We start from the raw sequence: 21,749 nt of genomic DNA on the forward strand, positions 1-21,749 counted from the left end.
GGTCTATAGTCCAAAACTAGCAGTGCTAATTAAGTGTCCCGTGTGGTCGCTGGTCCACAGCGTCGTGGAGCAGTCGTAGGTCAGGAGTCCAAGCCGTGCGTCCCGTCCACTTCGCGGCCGCCCGCCGCACCCCCATCGGCAAGCTGCGCGGAGCCCTCTCCACCGTCCGCCCCGACGACCTGGCAGCCGGCGTGATCCGCCACCTGGTGGCCGAGGTGCCCGGGCTCGACCCGGCCCGGATCGACGACGTCTACTGGGGTGCGGCCAACCAGGCCGGCGAGGACAACCGCAACGTCGCCCGCATGGCCGCCCTGCTCGCCGGCCTCCCCGACTCCGTACCCGGCGCCACCGTCAACCGGCTGTGCGCCTCCGGACTCGAAGCGGTCACCGCCGCCGCCCGCACCATCGCCGCCGGCGAGGCCGACATCGTGGTCGCGGGCGGCTCCGAGTCGATGAGCCGCGCCCCCTTCGTGCTGCCCCGCCCCGACGAGGCCCTGCCCCAGCGCATCGAGACGTACGACACCCGCCTCGGCTGGCGCCTGGTCAACCCCGTGATGAAGGACCTGCACGGCCTGCTCTCCATGGGCCAGACCGCCGAAGAGGTCGCCGAGCGGTACGGCATCTCCCGCGAGCGGCAGGACGCCTTCGCCCTGCGCAGCCACCGACTCGCCGCCGCCGCACGCAAGAACGGCCACTTCGACGACGAGATCCTGCCCGTGGCGCGCCCGGACGGGATCGTGGTCGAGCAGGACGAGTGCGTCCGCGAGGACACCTCGCTGGAGAAGCTGGGCCGCCTCAAGCCGGTCTTCCGCCCGGGCGGCACGGTCACGGCGGGCAACGCCTCGCCGATGAACGACGGCGCGGCCGGACTGCTCCTGGTCAGCGAGGAGGCCCTGAACGAGCTGGGCCTGGAGTCCCTGGGCCGCTATGTCGCGGGCGCCTCCGCCGGGGTCCACCCCGATGTGATGGGCATCGGACCCGTCCCCGCCACCCGCAAGGCGCTGGCCCGGGCCGGCTGGGACATCGCCGACCTGCAGGAGGCCGAGTTCAACGAGGCGTTCGCCGCGCAGGCCCTCGCCTGCGTCGACCAGCTCGGCATCGACCCGGACCTGGTGAACCCGGCCGGCGGCGCCATCGCCCTCGGCCACCCCCTCGGCTGCTCGGGCGCCCGCATCCTCACGACGCTCCTGCACCGGATGCGGCGCACGGGCGCCGGGCGGGGGCTGGCGACCATGTGCGTGGGGGTGGGGCAGGGCAGCGCGGTGCTGGTGGAGAGGCACTAGCGCTTCCCAACGGGGGGATCCGGTCGGTCGAGCCGCAGCAAGGAAACGGAGCAGCACTCCATGGCAACCCTGTCCGTCGCCGCCATCCTGGCCGAGAACGCCCGGCGCCGTCCCGGGAAGACGGCGCTCGTCGAAGGCGATCTGCGGCTGACCTTCGCACAGGTGTGGCGCAGGGCGCTGGCCCGGGCGGGCGCGCTCGCCCGGGCTCGGCGTACGACCGGGTGACCGGGTGGCGTTGATGGCCCCGAACACCGCCGAGTTCCCGGTCGCCTACTACGCCGTCGCCGCGGCGGGCGCGGTCGTCGTCCCCGTGCACCTGCTGCTGTCGGCCGGAGAGGTCGAGCACGTGCTCAAGGACAGCGGGGCGGCCCTGCTGCTGGTGCACCCGGCGCAGGCGGAGACCGGACGGGCCGCCGCCGACGCCCTGGGCATCCGGACGGTGGCCCTGGGCGAGGAGTTCGACGAGCTCGCGGCCGGCGCCGAGCCGCTGCCGTCGTACGTCACGCGCGCCGTCGACGACCCGGCGGTGATCTTCTACACGAGCGGTACGACCGGCGTCCCGAAGGGCGCCGTGCTCAGCCACTTCAACATCGTGATGAACGCGACGGTCAACGCCTTCGACGCCCACGACATCCGCGCCGACGACATCGCCCTCGGCGCGCTGCCGCTGTTCCACGCCTTCGGCCAGACGGTGTCGCTCAACTCCACCTGGCGGGCGGGCGCCACGCTCGTCCTGCTGCCCCGCTTCGACGCGGCCCGCGCCATCGAGCTGATGGTGAAGGAGGGCGTGAACACCTTCCACGGGGTGCCGACCATGTTCGTCGCCCTGGCGGCGGCGGCCCGGGACTCCCAGACGCTCCCGGAACTGCGCGTGTGCGTCTCCGGCGGCGCCTCGCTGCCCGTCGCCGTGCTGGAGCGGTTCGAGGCCGCCTTCGGGGCGAGGATCCACGAGGGGTACGGGCTGTCGGAGACCTCCCCGACGGCCACCGTCAACCAGCCCGACTTCGGCACCAGGGCCGGCACCGTCGGCCACCCGCTGTGGGGCGTCGACGTGGAGATCGCCCGCGCCGAGGCCGAGGGCCGCATCGAGCTGCTGCCGCCCGGCGAGCTGGGCGAGGTCGTCATCCGCGGCCACAACGTCTTCTCCGGCTACCTCGGCCGCCCCGAGGCCACCGCCGAGGCGCTGGTCGACGGCTGGTTCCGCACCGGCGACCTCGGCACCAAGGACGAGGACGGCTTCCTGAGGATCGTCGACCGCAAGAAGGACGTCATCATCCGCGGCGGCTACAACGTGTACCCCCGTGAGGTCGAGGAGGTCCTGCTGCGCCACCCGGGCATCGCCCAGGTCGCGGTCATCGGCCTGCCCGACGAGCTGCACGGCGAGGAGGTCTGCGCGGTCGTCGTACCGGCACCGGGCGCCGGCCTCGACGCCGCCGCGGTCACCGAGTGGTCCAAGGAGCACCTCGGCCGGCACAAGTACCCGCGGCGGGTGGAGTTCACCGACGCGATGCCGCTCGGGCCCAGCATGAAGGTGCTCAAGCGGGAACTCCGGGCGCGGTACGCGGACAGGGCATAGCGGGCGGCAGGTGTCACCTGGCGAGACGGTCCTTACGCCGAAGGGTTGTCCGGACATAGCATCGGTCCCCGCATGAACACGATGACGCTCTCGCACCTGTCCGGCTGGGGGTTCGCTGCGCTCGCCTGCGCGGCCCTGCTCGTCGGCTTCTCCAAGACCGCCGTGAGCGGGGCCAACACGGTGAGCCTCGCGATCTTCGCGGCGGTCCTGCCGGCCCGCGCCTCCACCGGCGTGCTGCTGCCCGTCCTGATCGCCGGTGACGTGCTCGCCGTCCTCACCTACCGGCGGCACGCCCACTGGCCCACCCTGTGGCGGCTGTTCCCGGCCGTCGCGGCCGGCGTGGTGGCCGGCACACTCTTCCTGGTGTGGGCCGACGACGGGATCGTACGGACCTCGATCGGCGCGATCCTGCTGCTGATGGCCGGTGTCACGCTGTGGCGGCGGCGCCGCGAGAACGGCGGGGCCGGGGCCGCGCCGGACCCCGTGACCACCCGGGCGGGTCGCGCCAAGGCCCGCTCGTACGGCGTGCTCGGCGGGTTCACCACCATGGTCGCCAACGCGGGCGGCCCGGTGATGTCGCTGTATCTGCTGTCGGCGGGCTTCCGGAAGCTGGGCTTCCTGGGCACGTCGGCGTTCTTCTTCCTCATCGTGAACGTCTCGAAGGTGCCGTTCAGCGCGGGCCTCGGCCTGATCGACGGCCGTTCGCTGCTCCTCGACGCCGCACTCGCGGTGTTCGTCGTACCCGGTGCGCTGTTCGGCAAGTGGGCTGTGAACAGGATCAACCAGCGACTCTTCGAGCAACTCGTGATCGCGGCGACCGTCGTGGGCGGCGTCCAACTGCTACTGCGCTAGTCCCAGCAGGGCCGGCAGGTCCGCGAAGGAGTCCAGCACGTGGTCCGGTGTGCCGCTCGCGTTCTCGTGGGTCTCCCGCTGGTACTTGCCCGTCCTGACGAGCACCCCCGTGATCCCGGCCCGCTGCGCCGCGAGCACGTCCGACTCGATGTCGTCGCCCACCATCAGCGCCCGGTCCGCGCCCACCCCGAGCCCGGCCAGTGCCGTCTCGAAGAACGCCGGGGACGGCTTGCCCGTGACCTCGGCCTCCACCCGAGCGGCCTTCTCCAGCCCGAGCAGGAACGCGCCCGAGTCCAGTTGCAGCCCGTCGTCGGTGCGCCAGTACAGATTGCGGTGCATGGCGATCAGCCGGGCGCCCCGCTGGAGATGTCCGAAGGCCCGGTTGAGCGCCGGGTAGTCGAACTCGGCCCCCGCACCGCCGAGGACGACCACGTCCGGGCGCTCCTCGACGAGGGTGAGGTCACCGAGGTCCTCCCCGATGTCCCCGCTGTTGAGCAGGGCACAGCGAGCGCCCGGGAAGTGTTCGGCGAGGTGGGCGGCGGTGACGGCGGGCGCCGTGAGCACGTCCTGCGCACTCACCTCGAATCCGGCCCCCGACAGGGTCTCGGCGATCGACGCCCGGGTACGGGACGTCGTGTTGGTCACCAGCGCCACGCCGAGCCCCGCCGCGCGGATCGCGCGCAGCGCCTCCACGGCACCCGGCAGCGGCTTCCAGGAGACGGTGAGGACACCGTCGATGTCGACCAGCACGGCACGCACGGACTCCACGGATCCCATGGCTCGACGGTAGCGACCCGCACGGTGGACCGTCCCGTACGACTCCCGGCCCGGCCTGCGGTTCACCAGGTCGCCGGCGGGCCGTACCGCCCATCCGGGAGCCATGGCCGGCGCGGTACGGACGGCGGCCCGGGCGGCGCGCAGGGCCGGCCGACCGGCCGCGCACCCACCGCATGGACGCCCTGGTCGACGCCACCCGCCCCTTCGCCGAGGCCGGTCACGGCACACGCGTCCCGGCCGCAGGGTGTTCCTCGGCACCGACGCCTGGACCTCGCCGCGCACGCCCACCTGACCGACCTGCACTTCGTCGCACGGTCGGTGTCGCACGGTCGTCAAGGACAGCGGCGCCCAGGCGACGGCCGCGCAGCCGACCGCAGCCCGGCGACTGGTCCAGACCGTGGCCGTCGCAACCTCGCCCTCCGCCGCCCCCGGCGTCACGACGAGGCAGCGGGGGCACCTCAGCCGTCGCCGGGGTTCCTGCGCAGCAGGTACGTGTCCATGATCCACCCCTTGCGCTCGCGCGCCTCGGCCCGCACCCGCTCGATGCGGGGACCGGCCTCGCCGATCGGGCCGGAGACGAGGATCTCGTCCGCGGTGCCGATGTACGCACCCCAGTAGATGTCCATGTCCTCCCCGGCGTACCGCCGGAAGGCCTGGTGGGCATCCAGCATCACGACCACGTCGTCCACGCCCTCGGGGAAGCCCTCGGCCAGCCGCCGCCCGGTGGTGATCTGCACCGGCCGGGCCACCCGGTTCAGTCCCGTGCGATGCCGGGCGACCAGCGCGGAGACACTGCTGATGCCGGGTATGACGTCGTACTCGAACGCGACCGCGCCCCGCTCCAGCACCTCCTGCAGGATCCCCAGCGTGCTGTCGTACAACGCCGGATCGCCCCACACCAGAAAGGCGCCGGTGCCGTCCTCGCCCAGCTCCTCGGCGATCAGCCGCTCGTAGATCCCCGCGCGGGCGCTGCGCCAGTCCTCCACGGCCGGTGAGTAGTCCGGCCCGCCCGCCCTCCGGTCCCGCTCCGGGTCACGGGCCTCCACCACCCGGTACGACCCCTCGGGCAGATGCGCTTCCAGCATGTCCCGGCGCAACCGGGTGAGATCGCTCTTCACCTCGCCCTTGTCGAGCAGGAAGAACACGTCCGTGCTCCGCAGCGCCCCGACCGCCTGCAGGGTCAGCTGGTCCGGGTCGCCCGCGCCGATACCGATGACATGAATCCTTCGCACGCCCCGAGTCTGCCGCATGCCACGGACAGCGGATGCGGCGCTCCGCACACCAGGCGCATCAGGAGCGGAGCCGGGGCGCCTCCGCTGCCGCGTCCACGGGACGGCCCCCGCTCTCCACTCGCGCCGCCAGTTCCCGCGCCCACCGGAGAAGCCCGGCGAGATCGATCCCGTACGGCCGGTCCTCGCCCTGCTCCGTCTCCCAGCCCTCGACCGCCCCGGCGCCCCGCCGCAGCAGCCGCGCACCGCCGACGGCGTTGCCGCGCGCCGCGTGGGTGAGCCCGACCGCCAGCTGGGCCAGGCCCCGCCACAGCACCCGCTCCTCCTCCGGGCCCGACTTCCAGGCGTCCTCGAACACCTCGTGCGCGTGGAACGGCCTGCCCGCGTCCAGCAGCTCCTGAGCCTGGGCGACCGTCTCCTGAGGCCGCCGCACGACCCCCTCCGGCTGTCGCGGTACGCCCTCCGCGCCGTAGGGCAGCGGGCGTCCGAGCCCGTCCCGGGGCCGGGCGTTGCGCGCCCGCCCCTCCCCGTCCCGGTCCCTGGCTTCCGCTGCACCCGCACTCGTCATACCGCCGATTGTCCCCCGCCTCCCGCCACGTCCTGCCGGATCCTCTTCGGAGCACCCCCGGAGGTGGGGTAAAGTTCTGTTCGCGCGATCACGCGGGTCACCGCGAGTGAGCGCATCGGGACGTGGCGCAGCTTGGTAGCGCACTTGACTGGGGGTCAAGGGGTCGCAGGTTCAAATCCTGTCGTCCCGACAGCGTGCCTGGGGATTTCCCCAGGTCAGGGCCTTGTTCCACTTCGGTGGGGCGGGGCCCTTCGTCGTTTCCGGGACGTACTTCTCACCATCCCTCACAATCACTGTCGGCCCCGCGCCCCCTAGTACTCCAGCTGTAGATCGTGAGCTTGCTGATCGGGCAGGTGTGGAGACGGCCACAGCATAGAGCCAGCGCGTTGGCGGGAGGCGTTCGAAGATCTACTCGGGCGGATCGCGGGCCGGTTCAAGCGGGTTGAGCCCCGGCGCCGGGGGGGACAGCACCTGTTGTGCCGGGCTGTCTGGGATGCCGACGCGGTCCGCGATGACGGGCGCGAATACGTCGTCGGGCACCTCCGCGACGAGGACTCACTGCTGGTCGTCGACGAGACCGGCGACGTGAAGAAGGGTAGGCACACCGTCGGTGTCCAGCGCCAGTACACCGGCACGGCCGGACGGATCGAGAACTCCCAGGTCGCGGTCTACTTCGTCTACGCCGGGGGCACGCGGCCGTGGACCGGGATCTGTACATCCCGCGCTCCTGGACGTGCAACCCCGCCGCTGCCGGGCCGCAGGGCTCAGTGAGGACACTGTCTTCACGACCAAGCCGGAACTGGGCCGGGTGATGATCGAACGGTTCCTGGATGCTGGACACCGCGTCGGCTGGGTCACGGGGGACGAGGTCTACGGCGGCAACCCGAAACTGCGGACGGCTCTGGAGAACCACGGCATCGGTTACGTCCTCGCGGTGGCCTGCTCGGCCGAAGCGCCCACCGCCGCAGGCACGTTCCGCGCCGATGCCCTGGCGCGGAAGGTGCCCAGGCGGGCCTGGCAGAAGCTCTCGGCCGGGCCCGGCGAGAAGGGGCAGCGGTTCTACGACTGGGCCGTCATCGACCTCACCGAAACGGCACCGGGCCGCTACCAACTCCTGATCCGCCGCAACCGCACCACCGGTGAACTCGCCTACTACCGCTGCCACTCCACCACGCCGGCATCCCTGGCCACCCTGGTCAAGGTCGCAGGTTCCAGATGGCGGGTGGAGGAGACATTCCAAAGCGAGAAGGGGCTGGCCGGTCTGGACGAGCACCAGGTCCGCCGCTATCCCTCCCGGGCCCGCTGGGTCACCCTCGCCATGCTGGCCCACGCGTTCCTCGCCTCCGCGCACACGAACACGCACACCACCCCGCGCCGGACGAGCTGATCCCGCTGACCTGCAACGAGATCCAGCACCTGTTCATCAGTGCCGCTGTCCGACCCGATCACGGCCTGGCCCACCGGCTCCGCTGGTCCGCCTGGCGGCGCCGCCATCAAGCCGGAGCCCGCGCCGGCCATGACCGCCGACAAAGCCGGAGGGCCGCTACTTGGGGGACATGACCTCGTAGAGGTTTCCGGCGTCATCGGTGAAGTACAGGCCGCGAGGGCACAACGGGTGGTCGATCCGGCCGTTGTCGGGCTCGCTGGGATCGTTGCCATAGGGCACCCCGGCGGAGTTGAGCCGGGCGAGGATCTCGTCGAAGGACGACGGGTCCACGTCGAAGGCCAGGTGGTGGCCGACCGGATTCTCGACGGACATGAAGTCCAGGGTCAGGGAATCGTTGACCTGGACCGGAGCGAAATGCCGGTCTGCGCCTCGATAGTCCAGTCCCATGACGGAGGCGAAGAAGCGCGCTGCTGCCTCGTTGTCGATGGCTGGAACGATGGTGTGGTTCAGCGTGATGGACATGCTCTGTCTCTCAGATATCGACTGGCTGGGACAGGACGCCGTGCAGGAAGACGTCGACGAGGTCGCGCACTCCCAATTGCAGCGCCGGATCCGTCGGCTCGCCTCCGGTTGGCGGCCTGCCGGCCCCGACGAACAGGAGACCTAGGAAGATCAATGCTGCCTGCTCGGGAGGCACCCGCAGCGACTCCCGCTCAAGCTCGAAGAGTTCGGCCAGCGCCTCTCGAACGGGAAGGGAACCGGCCGCACGATCAGGCGGCGCCCCTGCGCTGCCGGGACGGCCACTTCGTCCCCGCCCGCCCGTCGCATGAAGCGCCCCGACCACCGCGCCGACCCGGTCCAGGTGGGCGTGCAGCGCCGAGGCAGCCTCGGTCAGCCGGTCGGCAAGCGGCTGGTCCATAGATACCAGGGCGAGTTCGTCGAGGGCGTGGGCCGGACTGAGCGCCTCGGTCACGCACGCGTCAAGGAGTTCCTCCTTGTCCGCGAAGACGCGGAAGATAGTGCCCTCCCCGATGCCTGCGGCCCGGGCGACCTGGCGTGTCGTCACCGCGCTGCCGTGCTCGATCACGAGGGGAAGCGCGGCACGAACGATCATCTCCCGGCGGCTGTCGGGGTCCATCGCCGGCGCTCTTCGCCGACTGGGTGCGGTCGTCATGGAGGCAAGTATCGGAGTGAGTGCTCACTCCGGTCAAGGGATCGCCGAGCCTCGCCCAGGCCGAGACCACCGTGTCCGGTACGCCGTTGTTGGCCGTCCAGGGCAGCACTGCGTGGCGCGCGTCGTAGAGGCGTACTCGACGGACACCGGCTTGTTCCATGAGCTTGCGTGCCTCACGGCGCAGTTTGTCAGTCTTCAAGCGGGCGGCCGAGCTCGTCGACCACGACATAGCCCGAACCCTCATATGCCTCCCCTGCTGTTGGAGCGCCCACTTGAGCCCCCTTGCTGCGAGGCAGCTGCGATAACCATGGGCAAGTATTCACAAGAGCGAAAAAGCGGACACTCTATCAATGAGGAATTACAGTTTTGATTGCAACGGGTGGCACGCTCGTGTCAGCTTTGCCTCATGCGGCGAGGCACGATGTAATCACGCCATGACGCAGGAGCCTCGGTGTGAACTTGACAATGATCCCCTCGCAAAAGAAGTGTCGGACGCCCAATATCACGTAGTTGCAGCGAGGCGACAGGCTGTTGAAGACAGGGCGTGGCAGGTTCCTGCCATCATCTTTGCTGCCCAGGCGCTGCTGCTGAACGCAGCGACCGCCCATGAGGTCAGCCGCGCCGCGAGCGTCGCTGCGGGATTCGCGGCTGCTTTCGTTGCAGCTATGGCTGCCAACTTGATCATGAGACAGCGTCGCAACCAGCTGGCAGAGTATGCCTGGCTTCGTGACTTCGAACGCATGCGCCGTTGGGACCTTGCCCACCATGATTCTGACGTACGAGCAGACCGTGTCAAAGAGCTGGATATGTGTCGGGTGGGACAGCGAGTGGCCGGGATCAAGCCGCACGTCACCTGGTTGATCGGCACCCTGGTGCTCGGCCTGCTTGGATTGGCGCTGTCGATCTACGTTATCGCTACCGGCAACCGAATCTGAAGTCACACATGACTTTGGGGACCTGGTCGTGGGGAAGGCGAATGTAGGCCTCGCCGGCCAGGAGCTGCTGGATGGACTGGAGCCGCTGCCACCGGATCGGAAGGGCGGTGATTATTTCGCGCAACACAAAGAGCTTTACGCGAAAAATGAAGATTACAATCTGCAGTTTCAGGCGGCGGGAAAATGGTGGGTAGCCGACCGTGATCGACATATTGAACCAGCCGAGAACTCAGACTCAAAAACACCTGAGCAGACTTACCCCTATCGACTGGGAGCAGCTAGCACCATGTAGTTGAAATCTAGGCGAGGGGCGCATAATAGCGCCGGCGAACCCGCGGCGGCTGACCGGTCCGCTGGCATCCGCACTCGGCAAGGCCCTCGACAGCCGCTCAGTTGGTGCCGCTCCAGGTCACGTACCCGGCCAGGCTCGCGACTTGCGAGACATTGGAACTGTCTGCCCCGCCGGCCTGGATCTGGATTTTCCAGTCCCCGTCGAGCCACTTCACGGTAAAGGTGGCGACGTTGAAGGTGCCGTTGTCCATTCGGCTGACGAGGTTGATGACGGCGGTGTCGGGGGTGTAGCCGACGAACTGGAAGCCGGCCAGTTGCCCCTCGCTGCTGCCGTCTCCTACCTCGGGCCCAGCCAGTATCCGGAGATCGTGGTCTACGCCCGGGCCGGGGACGGCCTGTTGCTTGAGGATGTCGGTTGCTTCGCGGTTGGACGCCAAACCCAGCCGGTCGCCGATCTGGGAGGCGGCGATCAGTGCGCCGAGTGGCGTGTGGGCATAGCAGCGGGCGATGGGACCTTCCATCCTGCCCGGGCCGGCGCTCGGTGAAGCGGGCAGCGCATCGCCCTTGATGAGTTGCCAGGTGACGTCTTTGGGTGTGCTGGTGGGCGGGGTCTGGTTGGTGTCGGCCAGCCCGCAGCCTTTCCTTGGCCGGAACTGGTGGCCTGGGCAGTGTGGGACGGGCTGATGTGACCGGCGGCTGGTGTACGAGGTCGGCGACGGCCGGGTGACGTTCGTCCAGGAGGGGGCCGCGGTCAGGGTCGTCCCCGCCGAGCTGGCCGAACTGCCGCTGCTGCGCGGCTTCGACGACGAGGCCGTACTGCGCGCCCTGGCCGAGCGGTGCGAGCAGCGGGAGTACGAGCCCGGCCAGGTGATGGTCCGGCAGGGCCGGCCCGTCGACCACGTCCACCTGATCGCGCACGGCAAGGTCGAGAAGCTCGCGCCCGGCCGGTACGGCGAGGAGACCCGCCGCGGCGTGCTGGCCGACGGCGCCTTCCTCGGCGGGCAGGTGGTCGACGAGGAGCCGGGCACCTGGGAGTTCACGGCGCGCGCGTTGACGGCGTGCACGGTTCTGGCGCTGCCCCGCACCGCGTACGAGGAGGTGGCGGACCGGAACGAGGGGCTGCGGGCCCATGTCCGGCGGCGCCGGGCCGAACGGGCGCGGCCGCAGAACAAGAAGGGCGAGGCGGCCATCGCCCTCGCATCCGGTCACACCGGCGAGCCGGTGCTGCCCGGCACGTTCGTCGACTACGAACTGCGGCCCCGCGAGTACGAGCTGAGCGTCGCGCAGACCGTCCTGCGGGTGCACAGCCGGGTCGCGGACCTCTACAACGACCCGATGGACCAGGTCGAACAGCAGCTGCGGCTGACCATCGAGGCGCTGCGCGAGCGCCAGGAGTCCGAGCTGGTCAACAACCCCGAGTTCGGGCTGCTGCACAACGCCGACTACAGCCAGCGCATCTCCACCCACTCCGGCCCGCCCACCCCGGACGACATGGACGAACTGCTCAGCATGCGACGCGGGACGAAGGCGTTCTTCGCCCACCCGCGGGCGATCTCCGCCTTCGGCCGCGAGTGCAACAAGCGTGGGCTCGCGTTCGACACCGCCGAGGTCGGCGGACACCCGGTGCCGGCCTGGCGCGGCGTGCCCATCCTGTCCTGCGGCAAGATCCCGGTCTCCGAGCAGGGCACCTCCGCGATCCTCGCGATGCGCCTGGGCGAGGACCAGCAGGGCGTCGTAGGCCTGCGGCAGACCGGGATCCCGGACGAGTACGAGCCGGGCCTGAACGTCCGCTTCATGGGCATCAACGAACAGGCGGTCATCTCCTACCTGGTCAGCACCTACTACTCGGCGGCCGTTCTCGTGCCGGACGCGCTCGGCGTGCTGGAGAACGTCGAGGTCTTCGGCGCGCCGTCGTAGGGAGAACCCCGTGTCACTGCTGTCCCGGATCACCGCACCCGCGGCCGGTCACGACGTGGCCCGGCTCGTGGCCGCGCTGCTCACCGAGCACCCCGGTGTCCGCCCGGAGGGACCGGCGAAGCCGTCCCCCGTGCCGACCGTGCCGACCGGGCTGGGCACCTCGGCCGCCCGGATCACGGCCCGCCGCAAGGACACCGCGGGCACCGCGGTCCCCGAGCTGTACTGCCCGCCCGCGCTCCGCGACGACCCGGCGCTCGCCGCGGAGGTCAACGCCCGCCTGCTGGCGTGGGCCGAGGAGACCGGCCTCTACGCCGGCCGCCTCGACCGCGTCCGCGCGGCGGATTTCGGACGTCTGATGATGCTCGCGCACCCCGACACCGACGACCCGGACCGGCTGCTGGCCGCCGGCAAGTGCGCCCTGGCGGAGTGGGCCACGGACGACTACTACTGCGACGACGAGACCATGGGATCCGCGCCGGTGCTGCTCGGCGCGCACCTAGGCCTCGCCTACGCGGCCATCGACCCAGCTCACCCTCCGCTCCGCTACGTGCCCGCCGTCGAGCAGGCCATGCGGGACGACCCGGTGCGAACCGCCCTGCGCTCCGCCTTCGCGCACATGGCCAGGTACGCCGACCGGTCCCAACTGGCCCGGCTGCACCACGAGGTGGCGGTCCTGTTCGTCGGCTACGCACAGGAGGGATCCTGGCGCACCCAGGGCCGGATGCCCGCCGTCTGGGAGTACCTGGCGCACCGCCAGATCAACAGTTTCGTCCCGTGTGTCGCGATGACCGACATGGTCGGCGGCTACGTCCTGCCCGCCGCCGAGTACGCCGACCCGCGCGTCCGCCGCGCCGTGACCATGGCATCCACGGCCGCCACGCTCGTCAACGACCTGTACTCGATGGCGAAGGAACACCACTCGGACGGCGTGGAGTTCAATCTGCCGACCGTGATCGCCGCCGAGGAGCACTGCACGCCGCGCGAGGCGGTCGAGCGGAGCGCTGCGATCCACGACGAGCTGGTCCGCACCTTCGAGACGGAGGCGGCGGCCCTGGCCCTGACCGGCTCCCCCCAACTGCGCCGCTTCCTCGCGGGGGTGTGGGCCTGGCTGGGCGGCAACCGCGCGTGGCACAGCGGCAGCCGGCGCTACACCTCCACCACGTCCTGACTTCCGCACACGGCAAGGAGCACCCCTCTCATGACCACCACCCCTGCCCCCGTCCTCCGCACCGCGTACCAGAAGTCCGTGGCGGACTACTGGAACGCCGAGAAGAACCCGGTCAACCTGCGCCTCGGCGACGTCGACGGCCTCTACCACCACCACTACGGGATCGGCGACTACGACCCCTCCGTCCTGGACGGCCCCGAGGGCACCCGTGACGAGCGCATCATCGCCGAACTCCACCGCCTGGAGTCGGCCCAGGCCGACGTCCTGCTCGACCACCTCGGCCCCATCGCCCCCGGCCACCGTCTGCTGGACGCCGGCTGCGGCCGTGGCGGCACCAGCATCATGGCCAACGCCCGCTTCGGCTGCCAGGTCGACGGTGTCTCCATCTCCGAGGCCCAGGTGGAGTTCGCGGGCGGCCAGGCCCGCAAGCGGGGTGTGGACGACAAGGTGCGCTACCACTTCCGCAACATGCTGGACACCGGCCTGCCGACCGGCGCGTTCCAGGGCATCTGGAACAACGAGTCCACCATGTACGTGGACCTGTTCGACCTGTTCGCCGAGCACGCCCGCCAACTCGCCTTCGGTGGCCGTTACGTCGTCATCACGGGCTGCTACAACGACGTGACGGGCGGCCGCTCCAAGGCCGTCAGCCGCATCGACGAGCACTACACCTGCAACATCCACCCGCGCAGCGCCTACTTCAAGGCCATGGCCGCGAACGGCCTGGTCCCGATGAACGTCGTCGACCTCACCGACGCGACCATCCCCTACTGGGAGCTGCGCGCCAAGTCCTCGCTGGCCACGGGTGTCGAGGAGCCGTTCCTCACGGCGTACAAGGAGGGCAGCTTCCACTACCTGCTGATCGCGGCGGACCGGGTCTGAGGGACCGGTGACCTGTGGAGCGCGGACGCGGCACCCACGCTCCGCAGGACCCGCCGGCCATGCGCGCGCATCAGCCGCGCTGGAAGAACTCCACCTCCGCGAGCGCGACATGACGATGTGCCGTGAGTCCCGTGACCGACCGCAGTACCAGCCGTACGCGTACCACGTCGCTGATCCCGGTCGGGAAGGTCTGCGATCCCGGCTTGTCGCTGAGGGTGAGCTTGCTGCGGTGCACCGCGCCGTCCGCCGACGTGACCTCCAGATCCATCCGGAGTGCCCGGGCCTCACCGGCGTACTCCTGCGGTGACGTCGAGGCGCCGTTGGTGATGATGAGATCGACCAGCCGGAACGGTGTGCCGAAGGTGTACGTCACCGAGGCACCCGCGCCGGGCGCTCCCCAGTAGTGGTTGTTGAGGCCGTCCGTGGTGTTCGTCGCCGGATGCGAGGGCACCTGGGCGCCGGCCTTCACCCCGACCGGGGTGACCGCCTTCACCCCGCCGAGCTTGTCCCGGGTGTCCTCGAACAGGGCCCGGCCGGCCGGCAGCAGCAGGAACCCGGCCGCGCCCAGCGCCAGCACCACGGCCAGGGTCACCAGGAGCCGCACCGCCCGCCCGGAGCCCGCCCGTACCCGGCGCCGGAACGGCCAGACCGTCCGCCACCACGGCAGCGGCGCACGGTCCGCCGCCCGGCCCAGCGGACTGGCGCAGCGCCGGCAGAACCGGCGGCCCGGCGGGTTGGGCGTGCCGCACACCGGGCACGGCAGCCCCGGCACCGCCTCCGGTTCCGTCACGGGCCGTACGACGGGACGCGGCGCGACCGGTTTCGCGGGCCGCACGGGCAGCACGGGTTCGGGCTGCGGCGCCCCGGCCTGCCGCGCCGCCTCCGGGGCCGGGACCTGCCCGGGTACGGCGGGGCGCCCCCTCGGACCGCGGCTTCCGCCGACACCGTCACCGCTCTCCCGACCGGTACGGCCCCCGCCCCCGCTGCCGCTGTCGTTCCGGCTGTCCGAGTCGGTGCCGGTGCCGGTCCCGGTCGCGGTGTGCGTCGCGGGCAATGGCTCGTCGTGCCGCGCCGTGCCGTCGCCGGCGTCGGCCGCGGTGCCCGTGTCGACGGCCGCCGACGGAGACGGAGCGGTCCGGGGCGTCCGTCCGGCGCCCTCCGGCGACGCCGTGGCCGGTGCCGCATCACCCGGCGCCGGGTGGTGCCCGCCGGCCTCCGGTGCCGGAGGCTCAGGGGCGGTCGAAGGCGCGGACGCGCTGCGCGTGCCGCCCTCCGACCAGCCCAGATACGCCCCGCAGTTGCCGCAGAAGTCGTCAGCGGGGTCGTTGGACGCCCCGCACGAGGGACAGGCGCGCACGACGTCACCTCCCTTCGCCGGTGGGCGGGCCGGGCAGGACCTCCACCCGGCATGAGACATGCACCGGACACAGGGACCGGACGAGCTCCCGGACCCTGCCCCCGTCCACCTCCGGATCGCGGCCCGGCCACACCCGGACCACCACCTCGCCGGACGGTTCCGGCGGCAGCGCGGCGCCCGCGGTACGCGACCACACCGCCCCGCCGTCGCCGACCACATCGGCGTTCACGCCGAGTGTGAGCCGCAGCCGCTCCACCAGACCGCGCCGGGTGCCGCGCCAGCGGTGCAGTTCCAGCGCGCGTACCACCGCCTCGCGGCGCAGCTCCGCGGGCCATCCGGGATCGTCGGCGGCGCCCACCCAGGACGCCAGCCAGACCACGAAGTCGAGCGGCGCCACCCGGGGGTCGAGATAGGCGGGCAGGTTGTCGAGGGTCGCGAACACCGGGGCGAGGACGGTGTCCAGCCCCGCCGTGAACCGCTGGGCGAAGTCGTCGTCGGCGTACAGCGCGGGCAGCAGGTCGCCGATGGGATGCCGGCTCGGCAGACCGGGAACGGCGGCGCGGCTCATCCGCGGGCCTCCCCGGCGAGGGGCTGTACGGCGACCTGGTGCTGGTAGGAGAACACCAGCGCGCCCTCGGCCACGTCGATGCGGTCCGCCGGCGCACCGCGCCGCCCGGTGACCGGGTCGGCGGCGAACAGCCGGATCTCCTCCACCAGCGCGTTGCCGGTGGCGCGTTGCAGCACGCCGAACACCTCCCCGTACTGCACCGGCCGGCCGAACGGCCACCCGGTGCCGTCGGGCCCGCCGCGCAGCGGGTTGAGGTACCGGAACAGCGCGGCGAGCGCCGCCTCCCGCACCCGGTCGGTGTCCTCGGGCGGCGCCGCGAGCCGCGCGACCACGGTGACCCCCTGGTAGACCGGCGGCTCCACCAGCAGCCGGGTGCCGATCAGCCGCCGCTCGTCCAGGCTGCCGGTGATCGCCGTCAGCATCTGGTCCGACGGGATCAGCTGCTCGAACCGCAGCCGGTCGCCGTCGTCGGCCACCGCGTCCGGCACCACCAGCACCCGTACCGCGCCCGCCCCGTCCGCCGCGGGCAGGCAGCGCACCCGGTGCACGGAGGGTGCCGCCTGCCGGGCGATGATCTCGTAGTCCTCGGCGGTCACCGCCCGCTCCTGCATCCGCAGCGCGTCCGGGGCCCGCAGCTTCGCGTTGCCGACCGTCTCCCCGTCCACCCCGCCGCGCGCGGCCTCCCGGTTGCCGACCCGCGCGATGTACGGGACCGAACTGCGCAGCACCGAGATCGCGCCGCGCGCCACATTGCCGGCCGGGCCGCCGCCGGTGCGGTACCGGGCCACCCGGATCTGTGCGCCCTTCTCCGGTACGGCGCCGCACAGCCGCAGCGTGCCGTCCGGTTCGCGCAGCGCCGGCGCGAAGGCGAACTCGCCGGTGGTCGCGTCCACCTGGACGTGCCGGTCCCCGGGGCCCGAGCGGCCGAAGTGCTCCACCACCTCCCAGCGGCGCCAGCCGTCGGCCGAGGAGACCTCCACCACCGGCGGCCCGCCGTCCAGCAGCACCGGCGGCCGGCCGAGCCGGAACGTCTGCCCCGGCACCCCCTCCGATGTGCCGAGCGGCACGTCGGTGACGGTCTCCGCGTGCTCGACGGCCATGGTGCCGCCGACCGTGAACACGCTCGCCTCACGCACCGTCGGGGACTCCGAGTAGAACGGCTGGCCCGGCTCCGGCTCGGTCACCCGGCAGCGCAGCCAGCCCGCCCGGGTCCCGCCGATCACGGACGCCGTGTGCCCGGCCGGGACGTACACGACGACCTCGCCCGGCCGGTTCAGCCCGCCGGTGGTGTCCGAGCCGGTCTCGCAGACCTGCCAGTGGCCGCCGTCCCACGCCTCCCACACCAGCGGCGGCTGGCGCGGGTCCACCCCGACGCCCTCCACCCGGCTGTCCAGCCGTACGGCGACCACGCACCGCGGCACCGCCGTCGGCAGCCCGAACAGCAGCGCGTCACCCGGCTCGGGGGACACCTGGAAGCACCGTACGTCGCGGCCCTCGGCGAGTTCACCGGTCCGGTCGGCGTGCTCGCCCGTCCGGGGCGCGGTCACCAGCCTCGTCAACTCGCTGGGCACGATGCGCAGTTCACCGGTGGTCGCGAACACCACGGGCTGTTCCGCCTCGCCGTCCGCCGTGGTCACCTCGGTGCCCGCGGGCAGTGTCACCGTGTCGGGCTGCGGCGCCGACAGCCAGAAGTCGACCTCGGCCGTTGCCGCGGACGGCGGGAACAGCCGGATGCCCAGCAGGTCGAGGAAAGCCGTGTAGTTCTTGTCCGGAACCCGGTTCAGCCGGTACAGCAACTGGTCCACCAGGTACGCGAACGTCTCGATCAGGGTGACGCCCGGATCGGAGACGTTGTGGTCGGTCCACTCCGGGGCGCGCTGCTGCACATACCGCTTCGCCTCGTCGACGAGTTGCTGGAACCGCCGGTCGTCCAGGTTGGGGGAGGGCAGGGCCATCAGTCCGCGACCGCTTCCTCGGCCCCCTCCTCGGAGGGGATCGTGTAGAAGGGAAACACCAGGTTGCGCCGGTCGTTGGTGGACCGCACCGTGTAGCGCACGTCGATGTAGAGGGTTCCGGCGTCCACCGCGTCGTACGCCACCACCACCTCGTCCACGCCGATCCGCGGCTCCCACCGCTCCAGCGCCTCGCGCACCTGCTGGGCGATCCGCCCGGCGGTGGCGCCGTCGCCGGGCGCGAAGACGTAGTCGTGGATGCCGCAGCCGAACTCCGGGCGCATCGGGCGCTCGCCGGGCGCGGTGCCCAGCACCAGCCGGATCGCCTCCTCGATCTCCCGTTCGCGCTCCACCATGGCGATCCCGCCGGTCGGCCCGACCCGCAGCGGGAACGCCCAGCCGCGCCCGATGAACCGTTCGCTCATCACAGACCCCCGATCAGGACGTTCGGGGCGCCGATCTGGACCGTCGCGCCGCACGCCGTGGAGTCGCCCGCCCGCGCGGCCGGCAACCCGCCGATGAGCACCTGGCCGGAGGCGAGTGCGGCCGGGCTGGGCAGGATCACGTCGGCCGGCCCCAGGGCGAGGTGCGGCGGCATCGCACAGGTGTGCAGGCTGCCCACGACGGCGGCGGGACGGCCGCCGATCAGCACGCGCGCCACCGCCGTGGCGGCGCCGGGCGGCGGGGTGGCGATCACACCCCCGTGGCTGGTGGGGTCGCCGGTACGGGCTGCGGCGGGCATGCCGGGCTCCTCGAAGAACGGTCGCGGCCCCAAGGGCCTTGTGCGGTACATGAATGAATGTCAGTTGATGCGTACGAGGTTCGCCTTGAGCACCCCCAGCAGGCCGCCGTCCAGCGTGACGTCGGCCTGTCCGGTGACGCTCACCGACCGGCCGCCGACCCGGACCGCCGTGGTGCCGTCGATCTCCACGCTCCCGCCCCGCACGCTGACCTTGCCGGTCTTCGCGTCGAGCGTGATGCCCTGGTCGTCCAGCCGGACCAGGGACAGCGCCCGCCGGCCGCCGGCCGCGTACACCGTCAGCTCGATCCGGTTGTTCCGGTCGTCCAGCAGCACGTCCAGCCGCTCGTCCGCGGTGCGCAGCCGCACCCCGGACGGCCCCGGCGCCGGGGCGTCGAGCAGTTCCACCCGATGACCCGAACGGGACACCACGGAACGGCGGTTGACCTTGCCGCTGGTCCGGTCCACCAGCGGCACGTCGTGCGGCGAGGGCCGGTCCACGCCGTTGTACAGGCCGCCGATGACGTACGGGCTGTCCAGCAGCCCCTGTTCGAAACCGACCAGCACCTCGTCGTTGACCTCGGGGCTCACCACACCGCCCCCGCCCCTGCCGCCCCACTGCACCGTCCGCACCCAGTCGGTGACGTATGTGTCGTCCAGCCAGGGGAACCTGAGCCGCACCCCGCCGCTCTGCGCGCCGCCCGGTTCCCGTACGTCCGTCACCACGCCGATCGCCAGGCCCGGGAGGCGCGGCCCGCGGTCGGGCGCGTTCGCGCCGGTCACCAGGCCGGCCAGGGACCGGTCGGGGCTGGCACTCACCCAGACCGTGGTCCGGTAGCCGCCGTGCGGTTCCAGGCTGTGCTGCACCGCCGTCGCCGTGTACCGGCCGGAGAAGGCGGGCCCCACGTTGCCGAGCGCGACCGGCCGGCCGGCCCGCAGCCGCGGGTTGCCCTCGGCGACCGCCTCCCACTCGCCGAAGCCCGCACTCACCTGCGCGGCCGTCGCCTCCGCGACCGCCGTCGTCTCGGCCTGGGTGCGGTACGGCGTGTCGGTCACCGTCAGCTTCGCCGACTTCCCGAACCGGGCGGCGAACTGCGGGGCGAGTCCGGGCAGCACCGTCTCGCTGGTCACCGACTGGTGCCGGGCGACCAGCGGCGTCTTGGTGGTGGCGTCCCAGCCGCGCACCTCGACCGAGGACGCGCCGTCCGCCCCCGACAGCGAGGCCCGCAGCGCCAGCAGGTTCCGCCCGTACTCCAGCACCATCGGGCTCTGCGTGGCCGGGGTGGACGGCGCGGGCGCACCGGAGGCCTTCTCGGGCCGGGTGAACTGCAGCACCCCCTGGTCGTCGACCCGCACCTGGGCCCCGTGCTCGCCCGCCAGGTACCGCAGGAACTCCCAGTCGGAGACGTTGGCCTGCGACAACTGCCGGTAGGTGACCGGCGCGGCCTCCACCTTCCCGCACGGAAGCCCCGCACCGGCGGCCACCTTGCGGACGATGGCGGCGGCCGTCATGTTCCGGTACGCCACCACCTTCCGGCCGCGCTGCAGCCGGTGGGCGACGGAGTAGGCGCGCACCACCGTGAACGAGCCGGTGCCGTCGCGGTCGATCTCCACCGCCGTCACCTCGCCGTTGAACAGCCGCTCCCGCGCCTGCCCGGCCACCGTCACCACCGACACCCGCAGCGGTGTGCCGAGGGTGATACCGGTGGACTTCAGGAACTCGTGGTCGGGATCGCGGTAGGTGAGCACCGCGGTGTCCGGCAGGCCCACGTTCTCGTCCACCACACAGCTCACCAGCTGCGCCGACCAGACCGGCGGCAGCTCGCCGGGCGCCTCCACGACGGGGTCCGCCGCGAAGGACCGGCCGCCCCGCGCCTCGGGTGTGGTCATGGCCCCTCCTCACCGCCCGCGTCCCCCAGCGCCGGGACCACCAGTTCGGTGCCCGGCACCAGGGCCAGCGGGTCGTCGATCCCATTGGCCTCGGCGATGACCCGCCAGGCCGTCGCGTCGCCGTACTCCCGCCAGGCCAGCAGCGCCAGGCTGTCCCCGGCCACGAGAGTGTGGGTGCTGCGGGCCGTGCGCGCGCCGGAGGTGGGGTTCTGTCCCGGCGGGTCGACGCTCGCCTCCGCCACCGAGAGCGCGCAGGTCGCCCGCAGCGGCTTGCCGTCCACGTCGAAGAGCGAGTACGTCACCGACAGGCTCGACAGCACCCCGTCGAACGAGGTCGTCCGGGCGGTGCCCCACTCGAACCGCACCCAGGGGCTGGCCGGTTTCTTGCGGGCGAGGCTCGCCGGGGTCGGCACACAGGCCTTCATCAGCTTCTCCACCGCCTGCTCGACCGAGTCGTCGTGGGTCGAGGTCGCGTCGAGGAAGACCTCCAGGCTCAGCTCCCGCGGCCCGCTGCCCACGAACTCCGGCAGCGCCGACTGCCCGGCCATCCGGGACGGGCTGCGCCGCCACTCGGTGGTCTTGCGCAGCTGGAGGCTGGAGGGGTTGAACTGCAGGTCCAGCCGGGCGATCGTGCCGCCGGGCCGGGCACCGACCGCGGCCGGGGGCTCCTTCAGGGTCAGCTGCGCCCTGGCCCGGCTGGTGCGGACCGCAGGGGACATACGAGGGCACTCCTTCCGTGCGCTGGTGAGGGAACGTCAGGAGGGCCGCAGACCTTCATGGGCGATCTCCAGCGTCTCCACCGCCGCCTCGGCGGACGACGGGTCGAAGGACGGCCCCTGCCAGCGCACCGGCACGATGCCGAGCACCTGCCAGCTGATGATCCGGGTCAGGTCCGGACGCAGCGCCACGATCTCCCCGTCCTTGGGCTCCACGCGCCGCAGCGTCTGGTCGAGCCAGCGTCCGATCTTCGCCGTGTCGGCGGTGACCGGCCGGGTCAGTGTGATGTTCGACCAGGTGACGCGGCCGGGCAGCTGCCAGGTGAAGCCGTTGTTGCCGCCCTCGGCATAGCTCTCCATCTCCACCTCGGCTCCCATGCCGGAGCAGGTGTGGAAGGCGCCCAGGTCGTTGCCGCCGATAGCGAGCCGGAAGAACACGCTCGTCGCGAAGATGTTGTCCGTCATCCGTTGGTCATCCGTTCCCTGTT

At 71.8% G+C, this 21,749-nt stretch carries 20 protein-coding genes, 1 tRNA gene and 3 pseudogenes; 10 read left to right on the forward strand and 14 right to left on the reverse strand.

Annotated elements, in window-relative coordinates:
* Positions 1-95: 95 nt before the first annotated feature.
* The 3 genes and pseudogenes from ABT171_RS35365 (at position 96) to ABT171_RS35375 (ending at position 3,711) form a co-directional block, all read left to right on the forward strand.
* Positions 96-1,283 carry a thiolase family protein gene (locus tag ABT171_RS35365; RefSeq protein ID WP_351250501.1) on the forward strand — a complete coding sequence of 396 codons (1,188 nt, stop codon included), beginning with the start codon at positions 96-98 and terminating at the stop codon, positions 1,281-1,283.
* Positions 1,284-1,343: 60 nt separating this feature from the next.
* A pseudogene (locus tag ABT171_RS35370) lies at positions 1,344-2,859 on the forward strand (long-chain-fatty-acid--CoA ligase).
* A 72-nt stretch (positions 2,860-2,931) separates the two neighbouring features.
* Positions 2,932-3,711: a sulfite exporter TauE/SafE family protein gene (locus ABT171_RS35375; protein WP_351250502.1), complete on the forward strand. Its 780-nt coding sequence runs from the start codon at positions 2,932-2,934 to the stop codon at positions 3,709-3,711.
* Here ABT171_RS35375 and ABT171_RS35380 read toward each other — a convergent pair.
* From ABT171_RS35380 to ABT171_RS35390, 3 genes are all read right to left on the reverse strand, one after another.
* Complete coding sequence (locus ABT171_RS35380) at positions 3,700-4,593, reverse strand: TIGR01458 family HAD-type hydrolase (RefSeq protein ID WP_351250503.1); 894 nt, start codon at positions 4,591-4,593, stop codon at positions 3,700-3,702. The two genes, ABT171_RS35375 and ABT171_RS35380, sit on opposite strands and share 12 nt — an antisense overlap.
* A 353-nt stretch (positions 4,594-4,946) precedes the next feature.
* Positions 4,947-5,720, reverse strand: a complete 774-nt coding sequence (cobF, locus tag ABT171_RS35385) for a precorrin-6A synthase (deacetylating) (protein WP_351250504.1) — start codon at positions 5,718-5,720, stop codon at positions 4,947-4,949.
* Between the two features lie 58 nt (positions 5,721-5,778).
* Entirely contained in the window at positions 5,779-6,285 is a 507-nt protein-coding gene (locus ABT171_RS35390) for a DUF309 domain-containing protein (RefSeq protein WP_351250505.1), read from the reverse strand.
* A gap of 116 nt (positions 6,286-6,401) precedes the next feature.
* Here ABT171_RS35390 and ABT171_RS35395 point away from each other — a divergent pair.
* A tRNA-Pro gene (locus tag ABT171_RS35395) sits at positions 6,402-6,475 on the forward strand.
* A gap of 182 nt (positions 6,476-6,657) precedes the next feature.
* Positions 6,658-7,845: pseudogene (locus tag ABT171_RS35400) on the forward strand (IS701 family transposase).
* On the opposite strand, the gene ABT171_RS35405 reads toward ABT171_RS35400, so the two are convergent.
* Together ABT171_RS35405 and ABT171_RS35410 are read right to left on the reverse strand one after the other, a co-directional pair.
* Positions 7,829-8,194 carry a VOC family protein gene (locus tag ABT171_RS35405; RefSeq protein WP_351250506.1) on the reverse strand — a complete coding sequence of 122 codons (366 nt, stop codon included), beginning with the start codon at positions 8,192-8,194 and terminating at the stop codon, positions 7,829-7,831. The pseudogene ABT171_RS35400 and the gene ABT171_RS35405 sit on opposite strands and share 17 nt — an antisense overlap.
* 10 nt (positions 8,195-8,204) lie before the next feature.
* Positions 8,205-8,810 (reverse strand): TetR/AcrR family transcriptional regulator, encoded by a 606-nt coding sequence (locus ABT171_RS35410; protein ID WP_351250507.1) that lies wholly within the window; start codon positions 8,808-8,810, stop codon positions 8,205-8,207.
* 470 nt (positions 8,811-9,280) lie between these two features.
* Between ABT171_RS35410 and ABT171_RS35415 the strand changes: the two genes are divergently transcribed.
* Together ABT171_RS35415 and ABT171_RS35420 are read left to right on the forward strand one after the other, a co-directional pair.
* Positions 9,281-9,781: a hypothetical protein gene (locus ABT171_RS35415; RefSeq protein ID WP_351250508.1), complete on the forward strand. Its 501-nt coding sequence runs from the start codon at positions 9,281-9,283 to the stop codon at positions 9,779-9,781.
* A gap of 28 nt (positions 9,782-9,809) precedes the next feature.
* Positions 9,810-10,073, forward strand: coding sequence for a hypothetical protein (locus tag ABT171_RS35420; RefSeq protein ID WP_351250509.1), 264 nt, complete (start codon positions 9,810-9,812; stop codon positions 10,071-10,073).
* A 97-nt stretch (positions 10,074-10,170) separates the two neighbouring features.
* On the opposite strand, the gene ABT171_RS42025 is transcribed toward ABT171_RS35420, so the two are convergent.
* Complete coding sequence (locus ABT171_RS42025) at positions 10,171-10,827, reverse strand: DUF8175 domain-containg protein (protein WP_503077879.1); 657 nt, start codon at positions 10,825-10,827, stop codon at positions 10,171-10,173.
* Here ABT171_RS42025 and ABT171_RS35430 point away from each other — a divergent pair.
* The 3 genes and pseudogenes from ABT171_RS35430 to ABT171_RS35440 form a co-directional block, all read left to right on the forward strand.
* Positions 10,760-11,989: pseudogene (locus ABT171_RS35430) on the forward strand (family 2B encapsulin nanocompartment shell protein); the annotation flags it as partial. The gene ABT171_RS42025 and the pseudogene ABT171_RS35430 overlap by 68 nt on opposite strands.
* Before the next feature lie 10 nt (positions 11,990-11,999).
* Entirely contained in the window at positions 12,000-13,157 is a 1,158-nt protein-coding gene (locus ABT171_RS35435; RefSeq protein ID WP_351250511.1) for a family 2 encapsulin nanocompartment cargo protein terpene cyclase, read from the forward strand.
* Between the two features lie 30 nt (positions 13,158-13,187).
* On the forward strand, positions 13,188-14,039 hold the full coding sequence (locus ABT171_RS35440; protein ID WP_351250512.1) for a geranyl diphosphate 2-C-methyltransferase: 852 nt from the start codon (positions 13,188-13,190) through the stop codon (positions 14,037-14,039).
* A 70-nt stretch (positions 14,040-14,109) separates the two neighbouring features.
* Here ABT171_RS35440 and ABT171_RS35445 read toward each other — a convergent pair whose 3' ends face one another.
* The 8 genes from ABT171_RS35445 to ABT171_RS35480 are packed head-to-tail and all read right to left on the reverse strand — an operon-like array spanning position 14,110 to position 21,726.
* Positions 14,110-15,396 carry a zinc ribbon domain-containing protein gene (locus ABT171_RS35445; protein ID WP_351250513.1) on the reverse strand — a complete coding sequence of 429 codons (1,287 nt, stop codon included), beginning with the start codon at positions 15,394-15,396 and terminating at the stop codon, positions 14,110-14,112.
* 4 nt (positions 15,397-15,400) lie between these two features.
* Positions 15,401-15,964 carry a phage tail protein gene (locus ABT171_RS35450; RefSeq protein ID WP_351250514.1) on the reverse strand — a complete coding sequence of 188 codons (564 nt, stop codon included), beginning with the start codon at positions 15,962-15,964 and terminating at the stop codon, positions 15,401-15,403.
* Positions 15,961-17,919 (reverse strand): putative baseplate assembly protein, encoded by a 1,959-nt coding sequence (locus tag ABT171_RS35455; RefSeq protein ID WP_351250515.1) that lies wholly within the window; start codon positions 17,917-17,919, stop codon positions 15,961-15,963. Before ABT171_RS35455 ends, ABT171_RS35450 begins: the two co-directional genes overlap by 4 nt.
* Positions 17,919-18,341 carry a GPW/gp25 family protein gene (locus tag ABT171_RS35460; RefSeq protein WP_351250516.1) on the reverse strand — a complete coding sequence of 141 codons (423 nt, stop codon included), beginning with the start codon at positions 18,339-18,341 and terminating at the stop codon, positions 17,919-17,921. Before ABT171_RS35460 ends, ABT171_RS35455 begins: the two co-directional genes overlap by 1 nt.
* Entirely contained in the window at positions 18,341-18,658 is a 318-nt protein-coding gene (locus ABT171_RS35465; RefSeq protein WP_351250517.1) for a PAAR domain-containing protein, read from the reverse strand. The genes ABT171_RS35460 and ABT171_RS35465 overlap by 1 nt, the downstream gene beginning before the upstream one ends.
* Before the next feature lie 60 nt (positions 18,659-18,718).
* A complete protein-coding gene (locus ABT171_RS35470) occupies positions 18,719-20,545 on the reverse strand; it encodes a VgrG-related protein (RefSeq protein WP_351250518.1) in 1,827 nt (608 codons plus the stop codon).
* Positions 20,542-21,264, reverse strand: a complete 723-nt coding sequence (locus ABT171_RS35475; protein WP_351250519.1) for a CIS tube protein — start codon at positions 21,262-21,264, stop codon at positions 20,542-20,544. The genes ABT171_RS35470 and ABT171_RS35475 overlap by 4 nt, the downstream gene beginning before the upstream one ends.
* Positions 21,265-21,300: 36 nt before the next feature.
* The gene (locus tag ABT171_RS35480; protein ID WP_351250520.1) at positions 21,301-21,726 is read right to left on the reverse strand and encodes a phage tail protein; all 426 of its coding nucleotides are present in this window, start codon (positions 21,724-21,726) and stop codon (positions 21,301-21,303) included.
* Between the last annotated feature and the right edge of the window lie 23 nt (positions 21,727-21,749).

It is taken from the genome of Streptomyces sp. NPDC001851 (genome assembly GCF_040297165.1).
Lineage (GTDB): Bacteria > Actinomycetota > Actinomycetes > Streptomycetales > Streptomycetaceae > Streptomyces.